Genomic DNA, 19,945 nt, shown 5'->3' on the forward strand with positions numbered 1-19,945 from the left:
GGCCTGGGCTGGGGCTGCGATCCCCACGCCTGGGCCCGTTTTGTTAGAGGTGCTGGTCGATGAGGCGGCGGATGACGGCAGAGCGGGATCCGCTGCCGGTGGCCCGTTGGAGCTTGTCGAGCTGGGGGCCGTAGAGGGTGATGCCGCCGATGATCTTTTTGATCGTGGGCGGGCTGGGCGTGCCGGTCTCGGCCGGCTTCTCGTCGGCGATGTGCATATGCACAAGCTAGCCGATGTGCATATGCACAGCAAGCCCATCCGTGCATATGCATGACGGATGGCTGAAATGCGCAGGTAGTCGACGTATGCATATGCGCGCCCTACCCTGGCGCCATGGTCAGTCGCGCGAAGGACAGTCACACTACGAACAGAGTCGTCCGCATCGGCGACGACGACTGGACCGATCTCGGTGAACGAGCCGGCGTCCGAAACCGCGCTGAGATCATCCGCGCTCTGGTCGCCTGGTACCTCCGGCGCCCTGGTGCGAAGCTGCCTGAACGCCCGCCGGTTCCGAAGGAGACGGCGGGCGACTGACCTCAGGCTGCCGCGAGCTCGGCCAGGGTCTGCTCGGCGCGGCCGGCGTACTCCTGCTCGCTGCGAACCGAACCGCAGTCGATGCTGCTGCACTCGCGCATGCCGTCGGCCCGGACGGTGACGGTCATGAGGTGGCAGCTGGGGCAGACCATGCGCCGGGCCGGGGGCGCTATCGGCATGCCGACGGCCCGGTTCAGGTGCCCGTGGAGGCGGCCGATCTCGTCGGCGAGGTCGCGGGCGTACGGGCGGCCGGCGGCCCAGTCGAGGTGGAACAGCAGCAGCTTCACTGCGACGGAGACGGTGCGCTCCCACTCGTAGCCCGCGGGCCGGGCCCAGCCGGTCCAGTCGTTGGCGCGCTGCCGGTCCTCGAGGACGGTCCGGGCCCAGCCCGCGAGAAGGTCGAGGCCGGGGGTGTCGTCCTGGTCACCGTGGTCGTCGTGCACCGCCTCGGCCGCGGTGGGGCCGACGAGGGACAGCACGTCCACCCGGCACGGGAGGGGTGCGGTGCGGGTGGCGCCGGAGACCCGGGCCCCACGCCGGCCCGCGCCAGGGGCGAGGGCGAGATGGGCGAGCGTGATCAGCTCGGGCAGCTGGCCAAGCTGGGTGCGGAGGCGGTCCAGGTGCGGGACGGGGAGCATGCCGGTCTCCTGTGGTGCGTGGGCGGTATGGTGATCGGACCGCGTGGAACGCCCTGGCCGTGGTGGGTTCGGGGGCGCCCCTTCGTCATGCATGGGGCGGTGGCGCGCGCGGCCGTCAACCGGTCCGGTCCGCTGGTCAGCGGGCGTTGGGGGCCAGTTGGCAGCCGTTGTTGTAGGTGTGGGCTTCGGAGCAGGCGGGGCCGCAGGTGGCCGGGGTGGGCACGATGACGCCCCACGGCGTACGGCCGACTCCCGGTGTGACGGTGAGAACGGTGGGCAGCGGGCCGTCCGGGATGTGGTTGAGGGCGATGCCGAGTGCGGTGCTGAGGGCATCGGCGAGAGCTGCGCGAAGTCGCTGGACGCCGGCTCGGAGCAGGGCGTGTTCGTCGGGGCTCAGCGCGCGGTTGGCGGTGTGGCCGATGAGGTGGTCGAGCTGCTCGGGTGTGGGGGTCATTGGGTGCCTCTCTGGTGGTACGGGCGTCAGCGGCTGGTGAATGCGGGACCAGGGTTGCCGTAGCCGTCGTCCCAGTCCCGCACGATGCGGCTGGTGGCGTCGTCCAACAGCCGCCGTAGCGCAGCGCGCTCGGCAGCGGCGGACTGGCAGGTCTGGGCGGGGTGGTCGATCTCGTAACAGTCCGAGCACGCTCGGACGAGCCGGCGGGTGGGCACCTGCCGGATGGTGACCCGCGGGCCGGCGGCTCGACGTGTGGCGCGGTTCGCCTGGGGGTCGGGTGCGTTGTCGGGGACGGTCACCTCGGCGCGGGTCACGGTGGTGTCTCAGGTACGACCGGGGCGTGGGGTGTGCTCGCTGGTCACGGCTGGGGCTCCTCGACCTGGATATGAAGTTGGGGTCCGTCCTCGGGTGCTGCGGCGGCGATTGCGGCCCAGGCGGTGGCCAGGGCGGCCTCGATCTGGCTGCTCCGGTACTCGGTTTCGGCAATGCGGATGAGGTGTCGGACGTTGGGGCTGGGGTGGTCGGTGGGCGGGCGTCCGGTGTCGGCGATGCGGGCGTCGTCGTCGGCTCGGGCAGCTCGGCGGTAGCAGCTTTGGGCGGATTTGGCCCACTGAGTGGCGAGGTCGAGGGCTTCGGTGCGGGTCATGCGGCGCTCCTGGGTGCGGCGAGGGCGAGTTGGCCGGTGCGGTAGGCGAGGACGACGGCGTGGGTGGTGCTGTGCGCGCCGAGCTTGCGGCGGGCGGCGGCGGTGCGGTCGAGGATGGACTTGCGGCTGAGGCCGAGGCGGCGGGCGGTCTGCTCGCTGGTGTAGCCGTTGGCCGCGTAGTTGAGGGCTTCGATCTCGGCAGCGGTGAGCGGGGCACCAGGTTGGGCGTGGATGGTCACGGCTGGGGCTCCTCGTGGTCGGCTGGCTCGGTGTCGGCCCGCGAAGTGCGGACGGCGTAGAACTCGGTGGTGTTGCCGTAGCGGGCCCAGAGAATGGCGGGCCGGGTGCCGGTGGCGGGGGTGACGCCGAGGTCGTCGGGGAGGTCGGGCATGGTGGGCCTCGCGGGGTGGGTGGTGGCGGCGATCCAGAGGATGGTGAGGGCGGCCGACGGGCCGCAGAGGGCGAGGACGGTCCAGGTGGTCATGTGCGGCCCCGAGGCCGGCGCCGAGGAGGGCGCCGGCCAGGACCAGCCACGGGGTTGACGGTCACGCGGCGGGGTCGAGGTGGATCGGGGCCCAAAGTGCGGCAATGTGTCGGGTCATGCTGGCCAGGTACTCGCGGACGGCGGGCTCATCGGTCTCGGCGACCGGGATGCTGTACGACATGCAGCTGCTCTTGCGCGGCATGATGAAGAACAGCTCCAACGTCTCCTCGCCCTCCCAGTGGTGGTGGCCCGGCGTGTGCCAGTCCCAGCGGTAGAGGTGGTTGAGGTCGGGGTCGAGGTGCGGGGCGATGTTGGTGGCGAACTCCTGCCAGGACTCGCACTCGTTGGGGTAGCCCTCTGCGCCGTAGTACGGGTGGTCGATGTCCCACAGGTGCTGGCTGGTCACGGTGTCTCCTCGGGATGGGGCCTGCCGCGGGGTGCGGCAGGCCGGGGCGGGTCAGCGGGGTGCGCGGCGTGCACGTAGTCGGGCGGCGTGCGATTCGTCGGGGATGTCGTACAGAGCGGCAACCGCGTCGCGGATGGGGGCGGCCTGCTGCTCGGGCAGCTGGGCGAGGACCGGGGCGAGCAGGCTTTCGAGGTGGGTGATGCGGTCGTCCTCGGTGATGCGGGTCCAGGCCGTGAGGTCGGCGGTGGGCATCTCGATTTCGCAGCCGCCGTAGTGCCGGAGCCAGGCGCCGTGCTGCTGCTCGGCCTCCTGGAGGCGGCTGGCACCGGTGGTAAGCCGGGTCTCAATCCAGGTGGTGCCGTCGGGGTCGCGGTAGATGCGACGCACGGGTTCTCCTCGGCGGTCGGGCCGCCCGCGGGTTGCGGGCGGCGTCGGGGTGGCAGGGGTCAGGCGGCCGCGGTGGCCTTGCGGTTGGCTCGGTAGGCAGCGAGGGCGGCCCGGCAGGGCGGGCACGTGGTGGTGCCCGCGCGCTGGTGGGCCGAGTAGCCGGCAGTGGTGCCGCAGGCACCGGTCCAGTCCGGGGCGGCGGCTGGGTCGTCGATGGTGTCCTCGTCCCATGCGCCGGGCGGTGCCCAGTCGTTCGACGCGGCGCAGGTACGCGCCCTGGCCATAGCCTCCGGGTCGGCACCGCGGGTGGCCGGGTCCGTGAGCCACAACTCGACGTACAGGTCGCACACGGCGCGCGCCGTGTGCGCCTGCACGCGGGCCCGCCGCAGGAGCGACGAAAAATTCCCGCGGGTCCGACCGAGCCGGGCGGCCAGGTAGGCGAACGGCCAGCCAGCCGCAACAAGGGCCTGGAGTCGGCGGGTGGTGCCGGTGGCGTCGATGATCGCGGCGGGGGCGTAGTCGTTGAGGGCGGGGCGGGTTCTGAGGATGGCCCGAGCGGTTGCGGGGCGGATCTTCGACCGGCCGTGGAGGATCTTCTGGAGGCTGGCGCGGTCCACGCCGCTGAGTTCCTGGATCCGGCGGAGACCGAGCCCCTGCGCCTGGAGCTGCTGGAGGTGTGTGCGGGCGGGGGCGGCGTCGACGTAGGGCTGCCACTGGTCGTTGGCCTTGAGGGTGTTGAGCCGTACCTGGTACTGGTGGCGGGCCCAGCCGCAGGTGTAGCAGCGGCAGCCGTCGGTGACGTAGCGGGTGAATCCGTGCGGGCGTTCGGCCATGGCGGTTCCTCAGCTGGTCGTGGCGCGGGCGGCGGCGCGCTCCTGGCGCTCGATGCGGATGGCCCGCAGTTCCTCGCAGATCTGGTCGTAGCGCGAGCGGGCGCGGTTCAGGGTCTGACGGGCGTCCTCGGCATCGGCTTGGAGGCGGCGTTCGCGCTCGTCGAGGTCGGCGTCGAGGGGCGGCGGGGTGTCGGTCACCGGGCACCGCCGACGGTCTTGTCGGCGGCGGAACGGAGCGTCTCGACGGCCCAGTCGACGCCCTCGGTGAACTCGGGGCTGCGGTCGGGGTTGCCGACCTCCAGGACGTCGGCGGCGGTGCGGTAGGCGTCCGCGGTGAGCTGGTCGAGGAGCGACCCGACGGTCTCGGTGCGGTAGTCGTGGAGAAGGTTCTCCAGACGCTGGCGTGCGGTGGTCATGCGGGTCTCCGTGGTGGGTGTGTGTAGCGGGGCTGTGGGGGCGCGTCACGGGCTCGGCGCGCCCCCGTGGTGTCCGTGGTCCGGTGCGGGGCTGGCAGGCCGTTAGGCGGGCCGCGTGGGGCTTTCCTCGGCCGTCTGGGGGTGGATCTCGGTGACGCGCCCGGGGCCACGACTGAGAGGGGCGTCCGTGTCGGGGTGGACGCGGATCATCTGCTGGGCGCCGTCCTCGGGGGTCCAGTCCCAGGAGGTGAGGCCCTCGGCGCGGGCGAGGCTGGCGCAGTGGTCGAGCGCGGCTGCCTCGGTGGTCCACAGGGTGGGATCGGCACCGTCGTACTGGGCGAGCCAGTAGGCGGGCTGTGCGGGGCCGCTGGGGGCGTCCGCCTGCGGGGTGGTGGGCCAGCTGTCGGCGCGCTGCCACGGGAACCGGGCGCCGGGCCAGGCGCCCACCGGCCCGGCGTGCCAGCCCGGGTGCCGCATGATCAGGTCGCACCGGGCGTCGTCCACGACGGGGTGGGGCGCGCCGCACCGAGGCATCTCGTTGAGCGTGGCCTGGAGCTGCTCGACGGCCTCGACGGCGCAGTCGCGGCCGTGTTCGGTGATGTCGAGAAGCTCGCGCGCTGTACTGGCGCGGGCCTTGGCGGAGTACCAGGCGGTGCGGTAGCGGTCGCGCTCGGCCGCCAGTTCCCGGACCCGGGCGAGGAGTTGTTCGACGTCGGTGCGGGCGGCGGCGATGAACTCGGCGTTGGCCCTGTCCTCGCTGGACTCGTTGTCGGTGCGAGCGATCCAAGCGGAGGCGGCGATGATGTCCGCTTCGATCTCGCTGTCGTCGACGGTCCACGGTCCGTCGGTGGCGGCGTCGAGTCGGGCCTGGATGGCGTCGAGGTCGAGGGGCTCGGTCATGGCTCAGGCCTCCTCGGTGGCGGTGGTGGTGGCGGTGGTGGGGTGGGTGATGTGGTGTTGCAGCAGCCCGATGAAGGTGGCGGTCGTCTCCTCGTAGCGGTTCAGACCGTCCTCTTCGCCGCGTTCAATGTTCTTGTGGATGTCGTAGTCGAGGTCGGCGATGAAGTCTTCGAGGGTGGCGCGGAAGGCTCGGCGGACCTTGATGTCGCTGAGGTCGAGGGGCTGGGTGGTGGGTTCCGGGTTGGCGTCGGCGGGCGTGATCTGCCAGCCGTCACGGCTGAGGGCGCCGAGGAGCTTGCCGAGGATGTAGGCGGGGTTGTCGTCGACGAGGGTGGCCTTGTCGAGGGCGGTCCGCAGGGTGGCGATCGCGGCCGGCGGGGCGGGCTGGGTGCTCATCGGGTGGTCTCCTTCGCGACAGCGGCGCACTCGGGGGCCCGGCAGGTGATCGGGGCGTCGTCGGGCAGGCGCTTGTCCCGGGGGCTGGCGAGGTAGCCGCAGGCGGTGACGAGGTCGGGTTGATTGGCAGCGAACTGCTTCGCGGAGTGGGAGTTGCGGCCGCCGTGGAGGCGCAAGCGGTGCGGGTAGGCGCTCATTGGGCGGTCTCCTCGGTGGTCACGGTGGTCTCCTCAGGCGGCGGGGCAGGTGGCGTTGGTGCCGGTGCGGCCGGTCTCGGTGTCGGTCCAAGCGGTCCAGCGGAGCCAGTAGCCGTGGCGGAGGCCGCTGGTGCATCCGTAAGTGACGTGGCTGCCAATCGGTTGGATACGGGCCTTGACGGCGCATCCACAGGTGAGGGTGATGCGGTAGGGGCTGCGCGGTTGAGGAAGTCGGCGGCGCATCGGGGTCTCCTCAGGCGGCGGGGCGGGCGGTCTGGCGGGCGGGGTGGACGCCGTCGTGGAAGCGGCCGTCCGGATGGGCGCACGGGACACCCATGGGGGCGTGGCAGCTGGGGCATGCCCGGGCCGCTATGGCTGCGGCGTCGACCCGGCCGGGGTGGGGGCTGGTCCGGTGGAACCAGGTGCCGGGCTTGTCGCCCTTGGCGGCGCGGCGGCGCTTGCAGGGGTCGTTGGTGCCGGCGTGGCACCAGGGGCACGGAATGGCGAGGGCGTCGGCGTCACCGCGGAGGCGGGCCTCTTCGCGGGCTCGGCGGCCGGGCAGGGCATCGGCGAGGGCTTCGCGGACGTGGTCGGGCATGCGGCCAACTCCGGTAAGGGCGTCGGCAACGGACGGGTGGGGGCCGCCCTTGAGCTGCTTGATGGGCTCGGCGTTGATGCGGCCGTCGGCGATGGCGGCGATCTGCTGGCGGCGGCGTACGACGAACTCGGCGCCGGTCTCACTGCCGGTGGGCAGGGGGTAGGTGAACGCGCCGTCGGGGATGCGGGCGTCGCGGATCTCCTGGCGGATGGTGCGTACGTGGTGGGGCTCCAACCACTTCCGTCGGGCACTGTTCTCGGGCGGGGTGGAGTAGTAGCGGGTGACGGAGGCGAAGGTGTCGGCGTCGGCGGGGACGTCGGCGAGGGCTTCGGCCCAGAGGCGTGCCGCGGCTTCGCTTTCGGCGTCGCGGCCGTCGAATGCGGCGGCGGCTGCGAGGAGCTTGGCGGCTTCGGACGGGGTCATCGGGCGTTCTCCTCGGCTTCGAGGCGGGCGGCGAGGGACAGGCCGCCTGCGACCTTCTGGTCGGTACGGGAGGGGGCTGACGGCAGGCCGACAACGGCGGGCAGGTAGGTCACGCCGTTCTCGGGGATGGCTTCCAGCGAGGCCCAGCCGTCGACCCAGGCGCTGGCGCCGTTCGGAATGCCCTTCAGCTGGGCGGAGCGGACGGCGTAGGCGACCATCGCGGGGATGCCGACGCGTTCGACGGCTTGGCGGGTGTACTCCCACTGCGATTCGCGCAGCCGCCACTCGATGCCGGCGATTCCGGCGGCGGCGATGGCCTTCTTCAGGTCGATCAGGCGGTCCGGGTAGGCCGCTGCCCGCTCCGTAGTAGTAGGGGCCCCGTTCTCTCCGAAGGAGAGAACGGGGTAAGGCGTGGTAGTGGCATGGGCATCCGCAGCACTGCTAGCAGGCGTGCGGTGTGACGACCCGTTCTGACCTGCGGCGGAGTCCTGAAAGTGGGGTTCTTTCCGGCCTCGATTCGTTTCGTTTTCGTCGGCGAAACGAGGACGATTCGAAGCGTTTTCGTTGGCGTTTTGGTTCGCGTTTCGTGCCGCGCGGCTCTTCGCGGCCCGGTCGGCGGCGGCCTTCTTGTTCGCCTCGTCCTTGGCCTTGGTGACGTTCCGCCCGTCCTCGAAGAAGTCGTGGATGACGTAGTCGCCGGCGGGCGGCTGGGGGCAGCGGGGGCAGTCGTGCGGGCTGCCGTGCCACAGGCCGACCTTGACGAGCTTGGCGGCCTGCGGGGCGGTGCCGTACAGCTGGGCGACCGCGGCGGGAACGATGCCCTCGGTGAGGTGCTGGGCCGAGTAGGAGCCGGCGCGAACGAAGAGGCCGATCGCCGCGTTGCCAGCCTTCAGCCACTTGGGGTGGCTGTGGGCCTTGTCGTCGATCTTGAACCACGGCATGTGGCGGGCCTCTCATGGCAGTTCGGTGGTGAGGGTTGGTGGCCTGGGGCGGGGGACAGGGTCGCCCCGCCCCAGGCAGACGGTGGGTCAGGACGGCAGGCGCCCGGCGGCCTTCTCGTCCAGCGCGAGTCGGACCAGCCGCGCGACCGCCGCCAGCAGGGCGACCACCGAGCCGACGTACTGCTCGCCGCCCGCCGCCAGCGCGGTCTCGAACAACGCCAGGCAGGTGTCCGTGTCGCCGTTGCTGTAGGCCACGAGGAACCGCATCGCGAACGCCTCGGCCGGGTCGGCCGCGAACGCGCCGGGCGCGAGCTCGGTCGTCGCCCACATGGCACCGTTGTCGGTCGTCGGAGCCTGCGAGCCGTACAGCAGCCGAAGCGTGCGGGCGCCGGCAGTGGCGATCGCGCAGCACACCCCGTACATGCGGGTGTTGCTGCTGTTCTCGCCAAGGGTCTCGAGGGCACGAGCTGCGGTGTCGACGTCACCGTGGACAGCGCTGCCGATGGCCTGCTGGATCAGGGTGACGGTCTCGTCCTCGGTCATCGCTTCTCCTGGGGGTCTGGTGGTTCGGGGCGCCCGGCCTGCGCGGCCGGGGTGTGGTTGGGGCAGCGCGGCCCCGGGATGTACGGCCGGGCGGGCTGCCCGCAGTACTCGCGCACCGCAGGCAGCCACTGGCCGCAGGTCACGCCGGCTGGTCGAGGCCGAGGGCGGACAGCAGCAGGGCCTCGTCGTCGAGGTCGCGGGCGTGCCCGGCGACGTACCGGCGGGCGCTCTCCCGGTCCATCTCCGGCACCACGGTGGCCGTCAGCGAAGCGCCGTACGCCTCCGCCCGGTCCGCCGGGTCCTTGTACCGGGACGCCGTCACGCCGCGGCCTTAGCCCGGTACTGGTGCAGCTCGTGACGTTCGGCCGGCGTCATCCCGCCGAACACACCGGACCGCGTTGCCTTGGCCATCGAGCCCTCGGCCCGCATCGCGAACCGCAGACACTGCACACGGACTGGGCACCCCTCGCAGACACGAACCGCCTGCTGGTATGCACCGGTCGCCGCCTTCCCGGTGTCCCCGACGGGGAAGAACTGCTCCAGGTCCCGGCCGAGGCACGCCGCCCGGTCCTCCCACCTGTCCTGCTGCATGTCGCCACCTCCGGGCGTCTCGCTGAGGGTTGTGCTGGCCCGGGTGTAGCCGTTGCGCCAGCGGCCGATCGTGCGCTCGGTCACCCCGAGCAGGGCCGCAACGGGCCGGTCCGGGGCCTCGGCCTGCGGGCTGGTGATCAGCGACCAGGCCAGGTGGGCCTCCAGGATTTGGAGCTGCGGGCGAGGTTCCTCGCCGGTCAGGGCCCGTTCCACGGCGACCATGTCGAGGCCGGACGCGGTGGTGGGCTCCGAGGTGATGGCGGCCAGCGGCCGGTACCGGAGCGGCGTGTCAATGCGCTCGGCACCCTCGCGGAGCGTGATGATCACGACGCCACCTCCTGCCGGGGGATCAGCGGCCACGCGCCGTCGATGACGAGGTTCGGGTCGTTGTTCTTCTCCCGCAGGTAGGCCTGCAGATCGATCGCCTGCTCGCGGGCCCACGTTGCCTGTCGCAGGTGCAGCAGCTCGGCGCCGCCCTCCTGCAGCTCGGGGTAGACCACGGCCTGCCGGTACGCGATTCGGGCCGCCGCGAGGGCATCGGCACCGGCGTTGTGCGCGTCGTCCGCGGTGAGCCGGACGCCATAGTGGTGGGCCAGGTTGAGCAGCTTCCGCGGGCCCTTACGCCACTTGTCGACGGCCTTGTCAATGACGTACGGGTCGATCACCAGCGGTTCGCGGCCGGCCTGCTCGGCCAGCGACGGCAGCCCGTGGCGGCCGAGCTCGCGGTCGAGGAGGGTGACGTCGAAGCGGGCGTTCATGGCCACGATCGGGGCGCCAGCGGCGACCTGCTCGGCCAGCAGCGCGGACACCAGGGTGACGACCTCGGCGGCCGGTCGGCCCTCCATGCGGGCGCGCTCGGTGGTGATGCCGTGCACCGCGCTGGCGGACTCCGGGATTTCCACCCCGGGGTTGGCCAGCCACGTGTGCGTCTCGGTGGCCCGGCCGCCGCCGACCAGCAGCACGGCGGCGGTGACAATCCGGTCCTGCTCGACATCGACGCCGCTGGTCTCGGTGTCGAAGGCCGCGAGGCGGCTAGTGTGCCAGCTCACTCGGCACCCCCGGCCTGCGCGACCTGCTCGGCAGCGGCCTGCTGCGGTGCGGGGATCTCCTCGACGGTGACCCGCAGCGCCGGGAACTCGTCCTCGCGGGTGACCTCACCGCGGTCGATGGAGTTGTAGATCACCTGGAGCTGGGCAACGTCGTGGGCCGTCCACTTCCCGGCCGGACGGCCGATCTTCTGCTCCAGCTGGTCGAGGGTGATGCCACCGGCCTCGTACGCGGCGCGGGCGTCGGCGATGCGCTGGGCAAGCGGCTGACCGCCGCCGTCCTTTAGCGTCTGCGCGCACAGCCCCTTGGCATCCTCGATGTACCACGCGGGCAGCACCGCGAAGATGGCCTCCCTGACCCTGCGGGCGCCGTTGTTGGCGTTGTTCTCGTAGATGTCCCGCATGTCCGTCAGCGTCTTCGCGCCGTCCTTCGTGTCCCGCTTGTGCGGCACGATGAACGTCGAGGCGTTGCGGGTGTTCGTCTGGACGTCCCACGCCCACGCCTGCATCTCCGACTCGCCAGCCACGTCGTCGCGGCGGAGCTCGGTCAGGCCGTACTGGATGTTGCCCCAGCAGCGGGCCAGCTCACGGGCCAGGTGGATCGACGGGCCGTTCACGGTGCTGCCACCGCGGGAGAACCGGAAGGTCGACCGCTGGGCGAGCGTGTAGTTCTTGCAGGACTGGCGCATCTCCTCGACCGCCGCGTTCAGGTTCCGCGGGCACTGCTGGGCGACAACGATCGCCGCCTGAACCTCGGCAACGGCGCGGGACTGCTCCACCGCGGTGCCCTGCCCAATCCGGGTCGGGGCCGCGGGCATGTACTGCTCGACGGGGTTGCTCACTTTGCAGACTCCTGCTTCTCGGCCCAGGCGGGCAGGGAGACGATCTCGACGCGGTCGGAGTAGCCGGGCCACTGCCCGGCGGCGGTGCACTGCTGGTAGATGGCCAGGGCCTCGCGGTTGCGGCGGCGGCCGGCCCGGATCGCGACCAGGTCGAGTTGCACGATGTGGATCAGGTACGGGGCGGTCTTCTCCTGGAAGACGAAGACCATGACGACGTCCTCGACGCCGAGCACCGCCCGGATCCCGTCCACGTACCACGGGTCCTGCTGGTAGTAGCCGTGGTCGTACACCGCCCGCTCGATCGACCGCGGGTCCGCCGACAGGCACGTCTTGTAGTCCGGGACGATCAGCCGGCCGCCCGTCGGGTACGGCAGCCAGTCCGGACGGCACCGCCGCCACACACCAGTAGCCTGGTCGACCCAGAACAGGGACTGCTCCGGCTGGCCACTGCCGGGGGCGAACAGGCGGGACGCCACCGGGTGTCGGCGGATCGCATCGGCCATGGCGTGGACCTGGGCCCACTCGGCCGGCTTCAGCGGGATCGCACCCCGCTCGCGGACCTCGGCAACCTGGGCCTTGACCGCGTTGGTCCGCCACTCGTCCGCGTCGATCCGCACCAACTCCGGGCCCGCGCCGAGCACCGTCATGTGGGCGGCGCTCCCGAAGTCGAACACCTTCCGCGACTTCTGGCCGTGGGTGCGTTCGTGCTGGAACAGGGCCGGGCAACTGGGCGCCAGAAGTCGGCGGGCACCAGTCGAGGAGAGGGAGCCACCCGGAACCGGGTCAGCGTGGTACTCGGCGTTGGTGAGGTCGTAGATGCCGGGCTCGGTGATGATGGGCCCGGCGGCCGGGGCGGACAGCCCCGGCAGCTCGGTGACGGTCATCGGTCGTCCTTCGTGCGGTAGTTCAGGGGGAGGAGGAGCCAGCCGCGGCCGTCGGGCCGGACGAGCTCCAGGGCCGGGTACGGCCAGGTGACGCGTACGATGCGCAGGGTGGCGAGGTCGCGGAGGCGGCGGATCACCGGCCACCATCCCCGGGCTCATAGCTGCCGCCGTGGACGCTCTGGACGTGGCCGTGCAGCTCCGCCTCGGCCGACCCGTCGTCCACGTGCCATACGGTCGTGGGCCAGTCGCAGACTGGGCAGCGCCGGGAAACCTCGGCACTGCGTTCGTTGACGGGCCGCGCTCCGGCGAAGGGACTGAGCTCCGAGAAGTAGCCGGAGCAGTCGTCGGCCTCGCACTCGTACGGGTCGGCATCAGGCTCGTCGCAGCGGCACACAGAGGTGCTCACTGGTCGCCCTCCTTGCTGCGGGAGGCCACATAGCGGATCTGCTCCGGCGTCACCTCGGCCGCCCGCACCGAACGCACCCGGCGACGGGCCGACCAGTCCAGCAACAGCAGCAGCGTGAACGCGCTGACAGACAGGGCGATCAGGGAAGCGAGCATCAGGCACCGCCATTGGGCTGGCCGGCCACTTGCTGCCACGCCACGTACTCGGCGTTGCTGTACGACTCCTCGTTGATCAGCGCGGTCGCGGCGGCGAGCGCGAGCGTCGCGTGCGCCTGGGCGACGGTGGCGAGCGCCACGGCGTCGCTGGAGTCCGGGTGCTGCTTGACCATCTGGGCCAGCCGCGTTGCCTCGCGGTAGTGCTCCGGGCCGGTCACTGCACCTCACCTCGCAGCCACTTCTCCCGCAGAGCCGCAACCTCGGCCGCGTAACGGAGATCCACGTCCTCCGGCCAGTCCCGCGGGTCATCCCCGTAGGTGTCCATGAAGCGCTCCAACAGCGGCACCTCGGCCTTCATCGGCCGGCGCACCGGCAGGTCAGCCGCCATCACGCCGCCACCCCCGCCCAGGCCGCGGCCTCGCGGTCCTCAATCGCCCACCGGCGCGGCATCCACGGACACATCGCCCGCACCAACGCCGTACGCGGCAACACCTCGAACTCGCCGGACACCGCGGTCAACTCGACACGCATCCCGGGCAGCTCCGCCAGCGGCGGCAACCCCAGGAACCAGGCCATCCCGCCACCGTTCCGCGACGACGTGCCACCCGAGGCGCGGCCGAACAGGTCGGACCAGGCCGACAGCGCAGCCACCGAGGCCACCTGCAGCGACACCAGTCGGCCGTCCGGCGACACGTCCACCGACTCCACCGAACCCGGCACCCGGGCCAGCAGGCCGGCCACCGCATCGCGCACCGCGGCCACGTCCACCGACACGGCCGGCAGCCACTGCAGCACCGACACATCCACCAGCGGGGCACTCATCGGGCACCACCCATCGCCTCGAACTCCTCGACCAACGCCACGGTCTGCGGCGACCACGCCGGCAGCTCCGGCAACGGCCCGTCCAGCCGGGTCAGCACCGCCTCGTCCAACCACGGGTCGTCGATGACCAGCACCGCAACCGGCACGGTCAACTCCTCGACCAGCGCGTCGATCAGCACGTTCAGCCCCTGCTCAGTCACGCCGCACCGCCGGTGATGCTCAGCTGGGCCGGGGCCTGCGGGAACTGGGCCGCGTAGTAGCGGTCCCAGACCTCCTCGAAAACCGGCAGGGCGGCGTACGTCCACGCCACCGTCTCCCGGACCGAACCGCGTGCCGTGTCCTCAGTGCGCGTTCCGGGTCGCTCGCCGTGCTCCGCCTCGTACAGCGCCGCCGCACGCCGGCCGAACCACGACTGGACGCTCAGGATGTCGGCCTTCTTCAGGCCCTTGCCGCGCAGGAAGTCCGGCACGTACAGCGGCCGGCCCTCCGGAGCCACCTCCGGCTCCTCGCCCAACGCCCGCGCCGCCACGTGCCTGGCCTTCAGCTCCAGCCACTTCGCGTCGACGATCCCGCCGGCCGCGGCCAGCACCCTCATTTGCAGGGCCGCGAGCTCCGCCCGGTCGACCGCCTCCGTCCGGGCCACGGTCGTCGCGGACGCCTCGACGTTCAGCAGGTACTCACGCACCCGGTGCGCGACGTCCGAACCCGTCAGCAGCTGGCCAACGTTCAGGATCGTCCTCCGGGTGAACAGCGCCAGGGCCCGGGACTGCGACTCGATGCCACAGAGGTCCTTCAGGGACCTCAGTTCCTGGCCCGACAACACGCGGTACCCGTTCTCGACGAGCTCCGCGCGGTGGTCCTTGACCAGGGACTTGATGGTCTCGGTGCCGACCTCGTAGAAGCCGGCGACCAACTCGGTCGTCGCGTGCACGCCGTCCGGGAGCAGGGCGAGTGCCTTCACCTTCGTGAGGACGTCCGTCCGCTCGACCGTCGCCGCGCGCATCGTGCGAGACTCGGTCAACACCTGCTCGGTGTTCTCTGCCAAGATGGACACAGGTCCACCTCTCTTTCGTGATGATCGTTTGACGCACGGGTGGGCCGAGGGCTCTCGTTCGGGCGGCATCCCGGCGAGGGCCCGACCCACGTCTGAGGGGTCAGGCGGCAGCGCGGTTGGGCGCGCTGCTGTGCGACTGCTTCCGGCCAGATCCGGCGAAGATCGCGCGGAGTCGGGCGATCTGCTCGGCGGACGGCGGCTGGTCGCTCTCGGCGTCTTTCAGCGCAAGCGCGATGCCAGCCGGGCCGAGGATGCGTTCGCACTGCTCACGGGTCACGCGGCGACCTGCACAAGGTCGTCGAGCGTGGCCCCGTAGGTGTGGGCCAGATGGGCAGCGGAGTCGAGCTTGGGCTGCCGGTAGCCGTTGAGGATGCGCGAGATGGCGCCCTCGCTGAGGCCAGTGCGCTGGGCGATGGCGTACCCAGTTGCGTCGCCCTTCTGGGCGGCTGCCTCTCGGAAGGCGGCGATGTCGAAGCGGTACTTCGGAGTCGGCACGTATGTCACCTCCTGTCTTGTCAGGGGTCCTGCTTGCCTTCTGGAAAGAAAGCTACCCCGTAACGTTCTTGCTAGCAAGCACGAACTTGGCAAAGGTTTCCCGAAGACCGCCATCGAACATGCGTTCTCAATCGCTGGCAGGCTGACGTGTGCCTGTCTTGAATGCGCTGACCAGCATTCTTGCCATGCGGCAAGCAATGGTTGGTGTGCCTGCTGGCACGCTAACCTGCACCACATGGATGCCAAGACGCCCCGAAGCCGCCCCGGGGCACTGCCCCCCGGCCGACTGCAGCAGTTCGTCGACTACGTTGCCGATGCCGCGCGCCGCGCTGGCTACGACATCGACAGCCCTAGAGGTGGAGGGAAGACCCAGCTCGCCCGCGACTCTGGCATCAGCCTGCCGACCATCAGCAGATTCCTGCTCGGTGAGCGCTCCATCGAACCGTCCTCGTTCGAAGGCCTGGCCCGCGCTATCCGGGTGCCCGTCCGAGAGCTGCTAGTGCGAGGCGGAGTCGTCTCTTCCGAATCTCTCCCCGAGTGGCCGGAATCCGCTGTACGATCACGACCCATCACCCCCAGCGAGGCGGCAGCTGAACTCGGCATTACGGACCCGGTCAACCGCGAGATGTTCCTCGCCATGGTGGACAGGTTGCGCCGAGAGCGGCAGGCCCAGCAGAACAATGGTGGTGGGGGTGCAGTGGCCGAAGCATAGGGGTGGTGCACGTGCAGGTCAGTCAGATGGCAGCGTCGGTCGGTGCGGCGACCGGGCTCATCGCCATGGGGGCGGGCAGTGTGACTGACCAGGTAGGGGCGGCCATATCTGGGTCCGCCCTCCTCATCGTCTCTACTATGGTTCTCTGTGTCCACGTAGTCCTCCGGGCCCTGCGCGACACCGCCATCGAACGCGCCGCCCTCGCCGAGGAGCGTGATCTGGCCATTGCCGCGCAGGCCGGCATTGCCTCAGAGCGCGAGCGCATGCGTAGTGATCTCGCCCGAAGTCGTAAGGCGGTGCAGGACTTGCTGGTGAGGGAGCGGCGGGCAATGCGGGTGGCGCTGGAGGAGGAACGTTTCTCCATCCAGGCAGACGCCATCGACATGGCTTTCCGGCTGCAGCAGTCTGGAGTATTGGACGAGCCGCCGACCCCTGCCACCGGAGTCCTCGTTCGTCTCCCGGTACGTCAGCCCGTTGGCGACGCAATGCTCGCTGCATCCGACGACTGACCAGGCCGCCGCGGCCCGAGCGTCATCACGATCCGGCCCTCCCGCAAGGTGGAATCTCCCTTGCGTGTCGCACGGTTCAGCGTGATTGCCGCGGTTTCCCGCAGCACAGAGCGCTTCTGCTCCAGCGTCAGCGCCTGCCACCGCTTGTCGACATCGTCACGGCCCATCAGGCTGACGAGCAGCGGTGACGCGACGGTAAAGGCGTCTGCGGCAGCCTGAGCCTCGCTCAGCCGAGGCAGCAGGCCGGCCTCGACCGCGATCAGACTCGCGACGCTAAGCGTGCCGGCCTTGGCCGCAGCGCGGGCGGTGTCCAGCTCGACCGTCAGCTTGGCGACCAACGCCACCGCCGCATCGGCGTCTGCGGAGCGCGTCGGGTCCTGGAACGCGGCTGCGGCATCCGGGCTGGCAAGCCAGTGGAGCAGGCGATACTCGACGTAGGCCTCCAGCACCTCAGCCAAGATGGCCACGCAGAAATTATCGCGGCACCCGTACTTGAGTCCCTCCGGGCTGTCTACGGCTCGTAGGGGCCCCGTGCAGACACCGCAACGGGCGATCCCAACCAGCAGATGAACGACGGTCGAGCTGCGCGTGCGCCGCCGTTCCGGGTCAGCCAGGATGGCCTTGGTCTGCTGCCACGTGAGGTCGTCGATGAGCGGATCCCAGCCTGCCTTTCCAATGATCTCGCCCTGGAACACGCGGTAGCCGGCGTACGTGGGCCGGGCGAGGATGGCGAGGATGCCGCCCTCGCGCCACTCCTTCCCGGTGGACGTGCGGATGCCGTCGCGGTTGAGCCCACGGGCGATGCTGTACGGGGAGGTACCACCGACGAACTCGGCGAACACCCTCCGGACGATCGGCGCCCAGACGGGGTCTGGGACTTGGTCGATCAGGTCGCCGGTATCGGGGTCGTAGCGGCGCTGGTAGCCGGTCAGCACCCGGCCGTGAGGGCGCATCGCCTCGGCGTTGAGCCGGACGGTCCGCAAGTTGCGGTCACGGATGACCTCAACCTCGTCCTCGCTTGCGACAGCATCGAGGGCAGTCCTCTTGCGGTCCTGCCGCCGGCGCATGTCGTAGACGTCGCCGCCGTAGCACCACAGCGTGCTGGTCTCCATGCAGAGCTGGCGGATCTGGACGTACACCTCCAGGTCGCGCTGCAGGCGGCTGTTCTCCCACGTGACGATGACGTCGGCCTCGCCTGCGCGGACGCGCTCGACCATGTCGGCGAAGTGTGTGCGGACCCGTTTGGCGTAGCGCGAGGCTGAACGGTTGTCGTCGGTGAACTCGCCGACGACGAGCCACCCGCGGTCCTCGGCCTCGCGCCGGTTCTCGGTCATTTGGGCAGTGGTGCTGCTGCCCCGGCCCTTGAGGTCCCGGCTGGCTCGGGCGTACAGGAAAGCCCTCAGCTGTTCGCGCTGAGGGCTCGGTGTGTGGCGGGGGATCTGCATGACCAGAGGCTAGCGGCACAGCATGTGCTAGTACATGTCTCCACTTCCATGTGGTGGACGTTGCTGCTGTTGTGCCGGACGAACCGGGCCCGCTCGGCATGGCCCTGGCTCGCCAGCCAGGAGGCGGTCACGGTCAGCAGCAGGACGTACACCGTGGTGACCCGCAGTCGGGCGGCGGCTCTCAGCGCCGGGTGCCGGGAAGCAGCAGGGTCGGTCGGTGTCCTCGTTGCGAGGCGATCGCTCATCGTGCCTGGTGCCCTTGCTCGGCGGTTCCCGGGACCGGCTCGCCCGGTACGTGGCCGGGAGGCTGCGGCCGGACGGTCAGAGCGCCAGCGTACGCGAACGGCCGGAAGGCCGTCGGGCCCGGAGCGGGGTGTGCGGGAAGGAGGCGATCTCTCGTGCGGCTACGCCGTGGCGGGTGGCGGCGGGGCCGGGCGAGGGTGAGGGTGATGGGGAGGAATGTCGAGGAGGCGTCGATGGCCGGCAGCACCGCCCGGGGGCCCGAGACGCACCGGCGGCCCGAGGCGCACCGGCAGCCCTGGTGGGCGCGTGCCGCCCGCGCGGTGTGGGCCTACGTCCGGCGCGCGCCGGGCACCTACATCTGGCTGGCGATCCTGCTCGTCACCACACAGGTGATCCGGCACGTCGATCCGGCGACCGCCGACCACATCCTGCAGCGGCGTTCGACCAACCTCCACCACCTCCAGGTCTCCCCGGTCAGTGTCCTGGTGACCAGCGCTTTGTGGATCGCGGGCGGCGGCTGGCTGTCCTACTTCCTGCTGTACAACCTCTTCCACGTGCCCGCCGAACGATGGCTCGGCACGCTGCGCTGGATCTCGGTGGCGGCGCTCGCGCACGTCGGCGCCACCTACCTCAGCGAGGCCGTGCTCGGCTGGGCGATCCACCACGGGCTGGCCCCGCCGAGGGCCGTCTACACCCTGGACTACGGCGTCAGCTACGCGTTGGCCGGAGTGGTCGCGGTACTCACCTACCTGATCGTGCGGCCCTGGCGGTACCTGTATGCGGCAGGAGTGCTGGTGGTCTACGGGCTGGGCGTGCAGCAGAGCCGGGACTACACCAGCATCGGCCACTTCACGGCGGCACTGATCGGGTTCGCCTGCTATCCGCTGACCCGGGACCGCCCGGGATCCTTCGACCCGGTCGCTTCGGCGCGCATGCTCTGGCGGAGGGCGCGTGGGCGGTGACCGGCGACTCGTGACGGTGACTGGCGGCGCGTGACGGTGTGCGGCCGCGCGTGGTTGTGTTCGGCGCCGCACTCCCGAGCGGCCGGAGTCGGCCGCCCACGTGGCGGTGATCCGGCATTCGGTGAATGCCAACTGTTCGAAACCGTAGGACTATTACCGACTTCTTACCGTAGGGCCCTTCCCCCTGCCCTGGCGGGCCCAGCAGGCTGACCCCCTGTTTCCGCCGAGTGTGCGCGACCGCGCGACCGGCTCCAGGGGAGGATCGCCACCGTGCCCACCAGGCAACGCCGACGGCTGCTCATGAGCGCCGTCACGCTCACCGTGATCGGACTGACCAGCACCCAGGCGCTTGCCGCGCCGTCGGTGCCGCCGCAACCGCAGCCATGGCAGGTCCGGCATCAGGCGGACATCGGGAAGGGGCACGCCAAGAAGGTCCGCAGCGCCGCCGGTGCGACCGCAGCCCCGAGCCTCAGCCCGAAGGTCGAGACGGAGGCCGGGGAGGGCGGGGACGAGGCGGAGAACTCCGCCGAGGGCACTGCGCAGTACACCGAGGCCCGTACCGCCCCCGGCGTGGTCGCGCCGGGCGCCTACGGCGCGGCCTGGGCGCAGTTGCAGTCGATGCCGCGCACCGGCGGCACCTGGGACCACGTCACCGACAAGCCCTACAACTCGGACGACCCGCGCTACCGGGACGTCAACTCCAACTCCAGTGGCGGCTCCGGCCTGGTGACGGGCCGGATCACCGGCCTCGCGGCCGACGTCGACGGCTACGTGTACGCGGGCGGCGCCAACGGTGGGGTGTTCCGCTCCCGCACCGGCGGCGGGCACTGGGAGCCGATCGCCGACAAGCTGCCCACGCTGTCCACCGGGACCCTGAGCCTCGACGAGGGCGGCCGGCTCTGGTACGCCACCGGTGAGTCCAACACCGGCGCGACCTCGTACGTCGGCACCGGCGTGTACGTGCTCGCGGACCCGAAGCGCGG

The 19,945-nt window shown here is 71.0% G+C and carries 37 protein-coding genes and 1 pseudogene; 4 read left to right on the forward strand and 34 right to left on the reverse strand.

What is annotated here, in order from left to right; genetic code table 11:
* Nucleotides 1–43: 43 nt before the first annotated feature.
* The 33 genes from ACIRRH_RS41190 to ACIRRH_RS41350 form a co-directional block, all read right to left on the reverse strand.
* The gene (locus ACIRRH_RS41190) at nucleotides 44–217 is read right to left on the reverse strand and encodes a ribbon-helix-helix protein, CopG family (protein WP_403078287.1); all 174 of its coding nucleotides are present in this window, start codon (nucleotides 215–217) and stop codon (nucleotides 44–46) included.
* Between the two features lie 319 nt (nucleotides 218–536).
* Nucleotides 537–1,172: a hypothetical protein gene (locus ACIRRH_RS41195; RefSeq protein WP_403078290.1), complete on the reverse strand. Its 636-nt coding sequence runs from the start codon at nucleotides 1,170–1,172 to the stop codon at nucleotides 537–539.
* A 136-nt stretch (nucleotides 1,173–1,308) separates the two neighbouring features.
* The gene (locus ACIRRH_RS41200) at nucleotides 1,309–1,626 is read right to left on the reverse strand and encodes a hypothetical protein (protein WP_403078292.1); all 318 of its coding nucleotides are present in this window, start codon (nucleotides 1,624–1,626) and stop codon (nucleotides 1,309–1,311) included.
* Between the two features lie 26 nt (nucleotides 1,627–1,652).
* Complete coding sequence (locus tag ACIRRH_RS41205) at nucleotides 1,653–1,841, reverse strand: hypothetical protein (protein ID WP_403078294.1); 189 nt, start codon at nucleotides 1,839–1,841, stop codon at nucleotides 1,653–1,655.
* Nucleotides 1,842–1,984: 143 nt separating this feature from the next.
* The gene (locus ACIRRH_RS41210; protein ID WP_403078297.1) at nucleotides 1,985–2,272 is read right to left on the reverse strand and encodes a hypothetical protein; all 288 of its coding nucleotides are present in this window, start codon (nucleotides 2,270–2,272) and stop codon (nucleotides 1,985–1,987) included.
* On the reverse strand, nucleotides 2,269–2,511 hold the full coding sequence (locus tag ACIRRH_RS41215) for a response regulator transcription factor (RefSeq protein ID WP_403078299.1): 243 nt from the start codon (nucleotides 2,509–2,511) through the stop codon (nucleotides 2,269–2,271). The genes ACIRRH_RS41210 and ACIRRH_RS41215 overlap by 4 nt, the downstream gene beginning before the upstream one ends.
* A complete protein-coding gene (locus ACIRRH_RS41220; RefSeq protein WP_403078302.1) occupies nucleotides 2,508–2,756 on the reverse strand; it encodes a hypothetical protein in 249 nt (82 codons plus the stop codon). The genes ACIRRH_RS41215 and ACIRRH_RS41220 overlap by 4 nt, the downstream gene beginning before the upstream one ends.
* A gap of 61 nt (nucleotides 2,757–2,817) precedes the next feature.
* The gene (locus ACIRRH_RS41225) at nucleotides 2,818–3,162 is read right to left on the reverse strand and encodes a hypothetical protein (protein WP_403078305.1); all 345 of its coding nucleotides are present in this window, start codon (nucleotides 3,160–3,162) and stop codon (nucleotides 2,818–2,820) included.
* A 51-nt stretch (nucleotides 3,163–3,213) separates the two neighbouring features.
* On the reverse strand, nucleotides 3,214–3,549 hold the full coding sequence (locus tag ACIRRH_RS41230; protein ID WP_403078308.1) for a hypothetical protein: 336 nt from the start codon (nucleotides 3,547–3,549) through the stop codon (nucleotides 3,214–3,216).
* 59 nt (nucleotides 3,550–3,608) lie between these two features.
* Nucleotides 3,609–4,382, reverse strand: coding sequence for a hypothetical protein (locus ACIRRH_RS41235; protein ID WP_403078311.1), 774 nt, complete (start codon nucleotides 4,380–4,382; stop codon nucleotides 3,609–3,611).
* A 9-nt stretch (nucleotides 4,383–4,391) separates the two neighbouring features.
* The gene (locus tag ACIRRH_RS41240; RefSeq protein WP_403078312.1) at nucleotides 4,392–4,580 is read right to left on the reverse strand and encodes a hypothetical protein; all 189 of its coding nucleotides are present in this window, start codon (nucleotides 4,578–4,580) and stop codon (nucleotides 4,392–4,394) included.
* The gene (locus tag ACIRRH_RS41245) at nucleotides 4,577–4,798 is read right to left on the reverse strand and encodes a hypothetical protein (protein ID WP_403078315.1); all 222 of its coding nucleotides are present in this window, start codon (nucleotides 4,796–4,798) and stop codon (nucleotides 4,577–4,579) included. The genes ACIRRH_RS41240 and ACIRRH_RS41245 overlap by 4 nt, the downstream gene beginning before the upstream one ends.
* Before the next feature lie 102 nt (nucleotides 4,799–4,900).
* Nucleotides 4,901–5,698 carry a hypothetical protein gene (locus tag ACIRRH_RS41250; RefSeq protein ID WP_403078317.1) on the reverse strand — a complete coding sequence of 266 codons (798 nt, stop codon included), beginning with the start codon at nucleotides 5,696–5,698 and terminating at the stop codon, nucleotides 4,901–4,903.
* A 3-nt stretch (nucleotides 5,699–5,701) separates the two neighbouring features.
* On the reverse strand, nucleotides 5,702–6,094 hold the full coding sequence (locus tag ACIRRH_RS41255) for a hypothetical protein (protein WP_403078319.1): 393 nt from the start codon (nucleotides 6,092–6,094) through the stop codon (nucleotides 5,702–5,704).
* A complete protein-coding gene (locus ACIRRH_RS41260) occupies nucleotides 6,091–6,291 on the reverse strand; it encodes a hypothetical protein (protein ID WP_403078321.1) in 201 nt (66 codons plus the stop codon). Before ACIRRH_RS41260 ends, ACIRRH_RS41255 begins: the two co-directional genes overlap by 4 nt.
* 253 nt (nucleotides 6,292–6,544) lie before the next feature.
* Nucleotides 6,545–7,312, reverse strand: coding sequence for a hypothetical protein (locus ACIRRH_RS41265; protein ID WP_403078324.1), 768 nt, complete (start codon nucleotides 7,310–7,312; stop codon nucleotides 6,545–6,547).
* The gene (locus ACIRRH_RS41270; protein ID WP_403078325.1) at nucleotides 7,309–8,253 is read right to left on the reverse strand and encodes a mucin-2; all 945 of its coding nucleotides are present in this window, start codon (nucleotides 8,251–8,253) and stop codon (nucleotides 7,309–7,311) included. The genes ACIRRH_RS41265 and ACIRRH_RS41270 overlap by 4 nt, the downstream gene beginning before the upstream one ends.
* 87 nt (nucleotides 8,254–8,340) lie before the next feature.
* Entirely contained in the window at nucleotides 8,341–8,796 is a 456-nt protein-coding gene (locus ACIRRH_RS41275) for a hypothetical protein (RefSeq protein ID WP_403078328.1), read from the reverse strand.
* Between the two features lie 139 nt (nucleotides 8,797–8,935).
* On the reverse strand, nucleotides 8,936–9,118 hold the full coding sequence (locus ACIRRH_RS41280) for a hypothetical protein (protein WP_403078332.1): 183 nt from the start codon (nucleotides 9,116–9,118) through the stop codon (nucleotides 8,936–8,938).
* On the reverse strand, nucleotides 9,115–9,714 hold the full coding sequence (locus ACIRRH_RS41285) for a WhiB family transcriptional regulator (protein WP_403078335.1): 600 nt from the start codon (nucleotides 9,712–9,714) through the stop codon (nucleotides 9,115–9,117). The genes ACIRRH_RS41280 and ACIRRH_RS41285 overlap by 4 nt, the downstream gene beginning before the upstream one ends.
* Nucleotides 9,711–10,436 (reverse strand): exonuclease domain-containing protein, encoded by a 726-nt coding sequence (locus ACIRRH_RS41290; protein ID WP_403078338.1) that lies wholly within the window; start codon nucleotides 10,434–10,436, stop codon nucleotides 9,711–9,713. Before ACIRRH_RS41290 ends, ACIRRH_RS41285 begins: the two co-directional genes overlap by 4 nt.
* Nucleotides 10,433–11,275, reverse strand: coding sequence for a hypothetical protein (locus ACIRRH_RS41295; protein ID WP_403078339.1), 843 nt, complete (start codon nucleotides 11,273–11,275; stop codon nucleotides 10,433–10,435). Before ACIRRH_RS41295 ends, ACIRRH_RS41290 begins: the two co-directional genes overlap by 4 nt.
* Complete coding sequence (locus ACIRRH_RS41300; protein ID WP_403078341.1) at nucleotides 11,272–12,159, reverse strand: PD-(D/E)XK nuclease-like domain-containing protein; 888 nt, start codon at nucleotides 12,157–12,159, stop codon at nucleotides 11,272–11,274. Before ACIRRH_RS41300 ends, ACIRRH_RS41295 begins: the two co-directional genes overlap by 4 nt.
* Nucleotides 12,156–12,296 (reverse strand): hypothetical protein, encoded by a 141-nt coding sequence (locus ACIRRH_RS41305; protein ID WP_403078343.1) that lies wholly within the window; start codon nucleotides 12,294–12,296, stop codon nucleotides 12,156–12,158. The genes ACIRRH_RS41300 and ACIRRH_RS41305 overlap by 4 nt, the downstream gene beginning before the upstream one ends.
* Complete coding sequence (locus tag ACIRRH_RS41310) at nucleotides 12,293–12,565, reverse strand: hypothetical protein (RefSeq protein WP_403078346.1); 273 nt, start codon at nucleotides 12,563–12,565, stop codon at nucleotides 12,293–12,295. Before ACIRRH_RS41310 ends, ACIRRH_RS41305 begins: the two co-directional genes overlap by 4 nt.
* The gene (locus tag ACIRRH_RS41315) at nucleotides 12,562–12,720 is read right to left on the reverse strand and encodes a hypothetical protein (protein ID WP_403078348.1); all 159 of its coding nucleotides are present in this window, start codon (nucleotides 12,718–12,720) and stop codon (nucleotides 12,562–12,564) included. The genes ACIRRH_RS41310 and ACIRRH_RS41315 overlap by 4 nt, the downstream gene beginning before the upstream one ends.
* On the reverse strand, nucleotides 12,720–12,938 hold the full coding sequence (locus ACIRRH_RS41320; RefSeq protein WP_403078350.1) for a hypothetical protein: 219 nt from the start codon (nucleotides 12,936–12,938) through the stop codon (nucleotides 12,720–12,722). Before ACIRRH_RS41320 ends, ACIRRH_RS41315 begins: the two co-directional genes overlap by 1 nt.
* Entirely contained in the window at nucleotides 12,935–13,108 is a 174-nt protein-coding gene (locus ACIRRH_RS41325; protein ID WP_403078353.1) for a hypothetical protein, read from the reverse strand. Before ACIRRH_RS41325 ends, ACIRRH_RS41320 begins: the two co-directional genes overlap by 4 nt.
* A complete protein-coding gene (locus ACIRRH_RS41330) occupies nucleotides 13,108–13,542 on the reverse strand; it encodes a hypothetical protein (RefSeq protein WP_403078356.1) in 435 nt (144 codons plus the stop codon). Before ACIRRH_RS41330 ends, ACIRRH_RS41325 begins: the two co-directional genes overlap by 1 nt.
* The gene (locus ACIRRH_RS41335) at nucleotides 13,539–13,742 is read right to left on the reverse strand and encodes a hypothetical protein (RefSeq protein WP_403078359.1); all 204 of its coding nucleotides are present in this window, start codon (nucleotides 13,740–13,742) and stop codon (nucleotides 13,539–13,541) included. The genes ACIRRH_RS41330 and ACIRRH_RS41335 overlap by 4 nt, the downstream gene beginning before the upstream one ends.
* Entirely contained in the window at nucleotides 13,739–14,596 is an 858-nt protein-coding gene (locus ACIRRH_RS41340; protein ID WP_403078362.1) for a hypothetical protein, read from the reverse strand. The genes ACIRRH_RS41335 and ACIRRH_RS41340 overlap by 4 nt, the downstream gene beginning before the upstream one ends.
* Before the next feature lie 100 nt (nucleotides 14,597–14,696).
* Nucleotides 14,697–14,873 (reverse strand): hypothetical protein, encoded by a 177-nt coding sequence (locus tag ACIRRH_RS41345; protein ID WP_403078364.1) that lies wholly within the window; start codon nucleotides 14,871–14,873, stop codon nucleotides 14,697–14,699.
* Nucleotides 14,870–15,091, reverse strand: coding sequence for a helix-turn-helix domain-containing protein (locus tag ACIRRH_RS41350; RefSeq protein WP_403078366.1), 222 nt, complete (start codon nucleotides 15,089–15,091; stop codon nucleotides 14,870–14,872). Before ACIRRH_RS41350 ends, ACIRRH_RS41345 begins: the two co-directional genes overlap by 4 nt.
* 235 nt (nucleotides 15,092–15,326) lie before the next feature.
* Here ACIRRH_RS41350 and ACIRRH_RS41355 point away from each other — a divergent pair, with 235 nt between their 5' ends.
* Together ACIRRH_RS41355 and ACIRRH_RS41360 are read left to right on the forward strand one after the other, a co-directional pair.
* Nucleotides 15,327–15,803 (forward strand): helix-turn-helix domain-containing protein, encoded by a 477-nt coding sequence (locus ACIRRH_RS41355; RefSeq protein ID WP_403078367.1) that lies wholly within the window; start codon nucleotides 15,327–15,329, stop codon nucleotides 15,801–15,803.
* 5 nt (nucleotides 15,804–15,808) lie between these two features.
* Nucleotides 15,809–16,312 carry a hypothetical protein gene (locus ACIRRH_RS41360; protein WP_403078369.1) on the forward strand — a complete coding sequence of 168 codons (504 nt, stop codon included), beginning with the start codon at nucleotides 15,809–15,811 and terminating at the stop codon, nucleotides 16,310–16,312.
* On the opposite strand, the gene ACIRRH_RS41365 is transcribed toward ACIRRH_RS41360, so the two are convergent.
* Nucleotides 16,270–17,757 (reverse strand): recombinase family protein, encoded by a 1,488-nt coding sequence (locus ACIRRH_RS41365; protein ID WP_403078371.1) that lies wholly within the window; start codon nucleotides 17,755–17,757, stop codon nucleotides 16,270–16,272. The genes ACIRRH_RS41360 and ACIRRH_RS41365 overlap by 43 nt on opposite strands.
* 476 nt (nucleotides 17,758–18,233) lie before the next feature.
* Between ACIRRH_RS41365 and ACIRRH_RS41370 the strand changes: the two genes are divergently transcribed.
* A complete protein-coding gene (locus ACIRRH_RS41370) occupies nucleotides 18,234–18,962 on the forward strand; it encodes a rhomboid-like protein (RefSeq protein WP_403078374.1) in 729 nt (242 codons plus the stop codon).
* 270 nt (nucleotides 18,963–19,232) lie between these two features.
* Nucleotides 19,233–19,945, forward strand: a pseudogene (locus ACIRRH_RS41375) (glycosyl hydrolase); the annotation flags it as partial.

The sequence above is a fragment of the Kitasatospora sp. NPDC101235 genome (assembly GCF_044767505.1).
Classification (GTDB): Bacteria; Actinomycetota; Actinomycetes; order Streptomycetales; family Streptomycetaceae; genus Kitasatospora.

Excerpts from the sequence above, each read along its gene's own strand:
- ACIRRH_RS41200 (WP_403078292.1), bottom strand. The coding sequence starts at position 1,626 with ATGACCCCCACACCCGAGCAGCTCGACCACCTCATCGGCCACACCGCC.
- ACIRRH_RS41245 (WP_403078315.1), bottom strand. The coding sequence starts at position 4,798 with ATGACCACCGCACGCCAGCGTCTGGAGAACCTTCTCCACGACTACCGC.
- ACIRRH_RS41270 (WP_403078325.1), bottom strand. The coding sequence starts at position 8,253 with ATGCCGTGGTTCAAGATCGACGACAAGGCCCACAGCCACCCCAAGTGG.
- ACIRRH_RS41250 (WP_403078317.1), bottom strand. The coding sequence starts at position 5,698 with ATGACCGAGCCCCTCGACCTCGACGCCATCCAGGCCCGACTCGACGCC.
- ACIRRH_RS41260 (WP_403078321.1), bottom strand. The coding sequence starts at position 6,291 with ATGAGCGCCTACCCGCACCGCTTGCGCCTCCACGGCGGCCGCAACTCC.
- ACIRRH_RS41355 (WP_403078367.1), top strand. The coding sequence starts at position 15,327 with ATGGATGCCAAGACGCCCCGAAGCCGCCCCGGGGCACTGCCCCCCGGC.
- ACIRRH_RS41275 (WP_403078328.1), bottom strand. The coding sequence starts at position 8,796 with ATGACCGAGGACGAGACCGTCACCCTGATCCAGCAGGCCATCGGCAGC.
- ACIRRH_RS41235 (WP_403078311.1), bottom strand. The coding sequence starts at position 4,382 with ATGGCCGAACGCCCGCACGGATTCACCCGCTACGTCACCGACGGCTGC.
- ACIRRH_RS41220 (WP_403078302.1), bottom strand. The coding sequence starts at position 2,756 with ATGACCACCTGGACCGTCCTCGCCCTCTGCGGCCCGTCGGCCGCCCTC.
- ACIRRH_RS41325 (WP_403078353.1), bottom strand. The coding sequence starts at position 13,108 with ATGGCGGCTGACCTGCCGGTGCGCCGGCCGATGAAGGCCGAGGTGCCG.
- ACIRRH_RS41190 (WP_403078287.1), bottom strand. The coding sequence starts at position 217 with ATGCACATCGCCGACGAGAAGCCGGCCGAGACCGGCACGCCCAGCCCG.
- ACIRRH_RS41195 (WP_403078290.1), bottom strand. The coding sequence starts at position 1,172 with ATGCTCCCCGTCCCGCACCTGGACCGCCTCCGCACCCAGCTTGGCCAG.
- ACIRRH_RS41255 (WP_403078319.1), bottom strand. The coding sequence starts at position 6,094 with ATGAGCACCCAGCCCGCCCCGCCGGCCGCGATCGCCACCCTGCGGACC.
- ACIRRH_RS41365 (WP_403078371.1), bottom strand. The coding sequence starts at position 17,757 with ATGCAGATCCCCCGCCACACACCGAGCCCTCAGCGCGAACAGCTGAGG.
- ACIRRH_RS41370 (WP_403078374.1), top strand. The coding sequence starts at position 18,234 with ATGGCCGGCAGCACCGCCCGGGGGCCCGAGACGCACCGGCGGCCCGAG.
- ACIRRH_RS41330 (WP_403078356.1), bottom strand. The coding sequence starts at position 13,542 with ATGAGTGCCCCGCTGGTGGATGTGTCGGTGCTGCAGTGGCTGCCGGCC.
- ACIRRH_RS41300 (WP_403078341.1), bottom strand. The coding sequence starts at position 12,159 with ATGACCGTCACCGAGCTGCCGGGGCTGTCCGCCCCGGCCGCCGGGCCC.
- ACIRRH_RS41265 (WP_403078324.1), bottom strand. The coding sequence starts at position 7,312 with ATGACCCCGTCCGAAGCCGCCAAGCTCCTCGCAGCCGCCGCCGCATTC.
- ACIRRH_RS41210 (WP_403078297.1), bottom strand. The coding sequence starts at position 2,272 with ATGACCCGCACCGAAGCCCTCGACCTCGCCACTCAGTGGGCCAAATCC.
- ACIRRH_RS41315 (WP_403078348.1), bottom strand. The coding sequence starts at position 12,720 with ATGCTCGCTTCCCTGATCGCCCTGTCTGTCAGCGCGTTCACGCTGCTG.